Origin of the sequence: Thermoflexus sp. (assembly GCF_025055495.1) — a bacterium.
Taxonomy (GTDB): domain Bacteria; phylum Chloroflexota; class Anaerolineae; order Thermoflexales; family Thermoflexaceae; genus Thermoflexus.
The window spans coordinates 1-4,248 of the sequence record NZ_JANWXB010000380.1; the positions used below are offsets into that span (position 1 = coordinate 1).

A 4,248-nucleotide genomic window follows, 5' to 3' on the forward strand; every position below is an offset into this window, starting at 1 on the left:
CCCCCCCCCCCCCCCCCCCACCCCACTTTTTTTACCTACGCCATGTGCAACTTCCGACGACAAGTTCCATCCAGGTGCCCTCGGGAAGGGAGCGAGCCAGGCCCCTCCCTCCTCTCTTCCCTCTCCTCAAGGCCCGGCGGCTCTGGGGAGGGGGGAGAAAAATCTTTTCGGGGCCGGGCTTCGGCAGCCTCCCAGCTCCAACACCCGCGGGAGAGTTTAGAAGTTGCCCATGGCGTCACCTTTCTCTGTGAAGGCTGGCACACCTTGCGCGCGCTTCCAGGCCCCAAAATCTTCGTTATAATCAAATCGACCCAACGGGAAGGGGGCTCCGGATGCAGGAAATCACGCTCTCCCAGTATTGTGCGGAGATCGAACGTCTCCTACAAGATGAAGCCTACGATGAGGCCATCGCCCATTGTTTCCACATCCTGAAGCGTTACCCGAAGTATTACAAGGCCTACCGCCTGCTGGGCCAGGCGTATCTGGAGAAGGGCCAGGATGAGGCGGCGATGGATCTCTTCGCTCGGTCGCTCAGCGCGGACCCCGAGGATTTCCTCCCTCGGATCGGCCTCAGCGTCCTCTACGAGCGCCAGGGGAAGATCGCCGAGGCCGCCTGGCAGATGGAGCGAGCCTATGAGATCCTCCCCTACAATGAGTTCATCCGTGAGGAGCTGACCAAGCTTTACGCCCGCCGGGACGGGATGCCGCTGGAATTCCTCCCCCTGACCCGGGGCGCGCTGGCCCGCCTCTATGCCCGGGGCCATCTTTACGCTGCGGCCATCGCTGAGCTGGAGAGCCTGCTCCAGGAAGCACCCCGTCGCTATGATCTGCGGGCCCTCTACATCGAGGTGATGTGGCGGGATGGCCGTCGCCTGGAGGCCGCCCGGGCGGCCCAAAGTCTGCTGCAGGAGTTGCCCTACTGCCTGAAGGCCAATCTGATCCTGGGAGAGTTCTGGATGGCCAGCGGCCGGGAGGCCGATGCCCGGGAACTGTTCCGGCGCGCGGCGGCCGTGGACCCTGAGCTGGCCCTAGCCCCCGATCTCCTCGGCCCCACCGCTTCGATCCAGCCGGCCTCTGTGCGGATCGAGCGATTGATGTATGCGCCGCCCACACCTGCCTACGCCCGGCCGCCGGTGGAGGAGGGCGAGATCCCCGAGTGGCTGCAGGCCCTGGGCCTCCCGCTGGGCGAGGCCGTTCCCTCTGTGGAAGCTCCCCCACCGGCCGGGCCGGAGGAGATCCTGTGGTCGGTTCCTGAAACCCTTCCCACCGCTGAGATCCCAGAGGAAGCTCCACCGGAACCGATCTCCGAGCCGCTGGAATGGCTCCGCTCGGTGGAAGTGGCTCCGCCTCCGGAGGAAGAGATCGCAGCGCCGGCGGTGGAGGAAGTGCCGGAATGGGTCCAGGCGGCGGAAGCGCCAGCACCTTCGGCGTTGCCAGAGTTGAAGGAAGCTGTCCCTGAGGCACCGCTTCCCCAAATCGAGTGGCCGGAGTGGTTGAAGGAAGACTTCGTCCTCCCACCGGAACCGCCCCTCCCCCCGGAGGAAGAACTCCCATCCCTGCCGGAAGTCCCATGGGAAGAAGAAGAATTTCCGGGCCCCGAGTTGCCAGGACCTCTGCCGGTGGAAGAAGCCGGTGTCGTCACGCTGCCGGAGGGGATCGAGCGCACGGAGGAAGCGCCCTTTGAGATCCCCTTCGAGGTTCCAGAGGAAGAATTCCCTCCTGAGGCTGGGCTTCCTGCTGAGGTCCAGAGGGTCGAGCCCGCCGGAGAGCGATCTGAGGGCCCGTCCCCGGAGCTCGCTGGGCTTCCCCCGCTTCCGGAGTCCTTGAGCCCTGAGGAGGCCCTAGCCTGGTTGGCTCGAATTGCGGAGGGGAAAGAGGAAGCATTACGAGCCCAGGCGGAACGGGAAGCGGAGGCCCGGATGGCGGAGATCCTGGGCCGTCGCCCGCCGGAAACACGGGAGCCAGCTCCACCGCCGGAACCTGTGGAGGTGATGCCTTCGCCCGAACTCCCCGGGATCTCGGCCGGCGAGGAAAGGGAGGAGGCGGCCGTGGAAGAGGAAGCGGCGCTGCCGGAGTGGCTGCTGGCTCTCAAGCCGCCGGAGGAAGTGCTGGAAGCCGCTCCTGCGGAGGAAGCCCAGTTCCAGGCGCTGCTGGAGGAAGCGGCCGCACAGCCCCTGGAGATCCCTTCGGAGTGGATGACGGAGATCGGGCTTTTCCCGAAAGCTACACCCGCGGAGGCCCCGCCGGTGACGGAGGAGCCGCCCGTCGAGGCCATGCCGGCGGAGGTTCCGGCCGAAGTTCCGCTGACGATGGAAGGAGCAGGGGAGGAGGAAATCACCTTTGAAGCGGTCCCTGGGGCGGGAGTCCCAGAGGTCCCAGAGGTGGCAGCCGTGCGGACGGCGGAGACACCGCCCTCCGCTGCGGCACCGATCTGGGATCTCCTGGCGGTCGATGAGGGCGTCCCGCCAGCCGGGAAGGTGCCGGAGCCGCTTCCCCCGGTGGATCTCCGCTGGCTGGAGCGCCTGCAGGCCGTTCCCATCGCAGAAATGATGGCCGGTCCGCTTCTGGGGATCCTGACGGAATACGAGGCTCGCTTGAAGGAGCAGCCGCGGGACCATGAGACCCGGCTGGCGATGGCACGGCTGCTCTTCAATCTGGGCGACACGGCGCGAGCGGTCCGGGAGTATCAGCGGCTCCTGCGGGTCTCCTCGATGCGCGACACCGTGATCGCCGATCTGGAGCAGGCAGTGCAATTGCGGCCCAATGAATCGCGGCTCTGGCAGGTTCTGGGGGATGCCTATCAGGAAGCCGGGAAGCTCCAGAAGGCCCTGGAGGCTTACCGGCGAGCCCTCTCCGTTTTGAGCTAAGGGTTTAGGTGGGCGGTAGGCCGCCAGGGGTGTCCTCCCTCGCCTGCCCAAAAATCAATTTCTCCCCCCCCCGAGGCCCCCTGGGTCTTGGGGAGGGAGGAGGAAAAGGGCAAGGGCTCTACCCGCCGCGCCTTTAAAGGGCCCTGGAACCGGATCCATCCCGGGAAATGCGTTCATCATTCCCCAGTCTGCCCGATTGGTGGGATCTACGCTGTTTGTTCCCTCGGGAATTCTTTAGATCCTCCTTGCCCACGGCCCAAAGGGCCGTGGGCAAGGAGGATACAGAGGGGCGGAGTGATTCCACTTCGTCCGACCGGCTCCCAACGGCGTTACTCCTGCCGGTTGGATAAAAACCAGACCCTGGAGGGCATCGATGCGGATCGGGATCCTGAGCGATACGCATGATCACATCGAGAATACCCGTCGGGCGTTGGAGATCCTCCGCCAGGAACAGATCGCGCGTCTTTTCCATTGTGGTGATGTCACCTCATCGGAGGTCGTTTCTCTTTTCAAGGGCTGGGATGTGCTGTTCGTCCGCGGCAATCTGGATCGTCTGGATGCGCTGGAGCCAGCAGTGGTCGCCCTGGGCTGCCAGCCTTTCCTGGGCGATGAGATCGCCACCACTGTGGCGGGCCGTCGGATCGCCATCCTCCACGGGGATGACACGGAGCGCTTGCAACAGATCATTGCATCAGGGGATTTCGATTACGTCTTTCATGGTCACACCCATCGGCGTCGCGATGAGCGGATCGGTCAAACGCGGGTGATCAACCCGGGCGCCCTGGGAGGGGTTCGGCATGAAAGCCGTTCCTTCTGCATCCTGGATCTGGAGACCGATGAGCTCCGCTTCATCGAGGTTGAGCCATGAAGGAGGAGCTGTTCCCGCCGGATCTACCGTTCCGCATGGCCGTGCCGATCGAGATCCGCTTCCGGGATATGGATGCGATGGGCCATGTCAACAACGCGGTCTATTTCACCTACTTTGAGCAGGCACGCCTCCATTACATCCGCCAGCTGGCCCAATTTCCTCCTCCGCTGGAACCCTTTGGGATGATCGTGGCGGAGGCGATCTGTCAGTATCGAGCGCCTATCACCATGGAGATGCCGATCCAGGTCTGGATCCAGGTTGCGGAGGTGCGCCAGCGGAGCTTTGTCTTCCTGTATAAGATCGAGCGTCGCGACAACGGCCAGGTGATGGCCCTGGGACGCTCGGTGCAGGTGGCCTACGATTACGCCCGGGGAGCTCCTGTGCCGATCCCGGAGCCCTGGCGCGAGCGGTTCCTTCGATTCGAAAAGGGCGATATCTAACCATGCGTCGCTTCGCCCAGTTATAAACTGGGGATTGGAGGAGCCGAAGCGAGTCCAGAAGGCAATGGCCCCT

3 protein-coding genes are annotated in these 4,248 nt (G+C 64.3%); all 3 read left to right on the forward strand.

The annotated features are described in order from the left end of the window. Positions 1–332: 332 nt before the first annotated feature. The 3 genes from NZM16_RS12260 to NZM16_RS12270 all read left to right on the forward strand — a co-directional run bounded on the left by NZM16_RS12260 (position 333) and on the right by NZM16_RS12270 (position 4,175). Entirely contained in the window at positions 333–2,867 is a 2,535-nt protein-coding gene (locus NZM16_RS12260) for a tetratricopeptide repeat protein (protein ID WP_295480630.1), read from the forward strand. Between the two features lie 373 nt (positions 2,868–3,240). Further along, positions 3,241–3,735 carry a metallophosphoesterase gene (locus NZM16_RS12265; protein ID WP_295448604.1) on the forward strand — a complete coding sequence of 165 codons (495 nt, stop codon included), beginning with the start codon at positions 3,241–3,243 and terminating at the stop codon, positions 3,733–3,735. Next, positions 3,732–4,175 (forward strand): thioesterase family protein, encoded by a 444-nt coding sequence (locus NZM16_RS12270; RefSeq protein WP_295448602.1) that lies wholly within the window; start codon positions 3,732–3,734, stop codon positions 4,173–4,175. The genes NZM16_RS12265 and NZM16_RS12270 overlap by 4 nt, the downstream gene beginning before the upstream one ends. Positions 4,176–4,248: the final 73 nt, after the last annotated feature.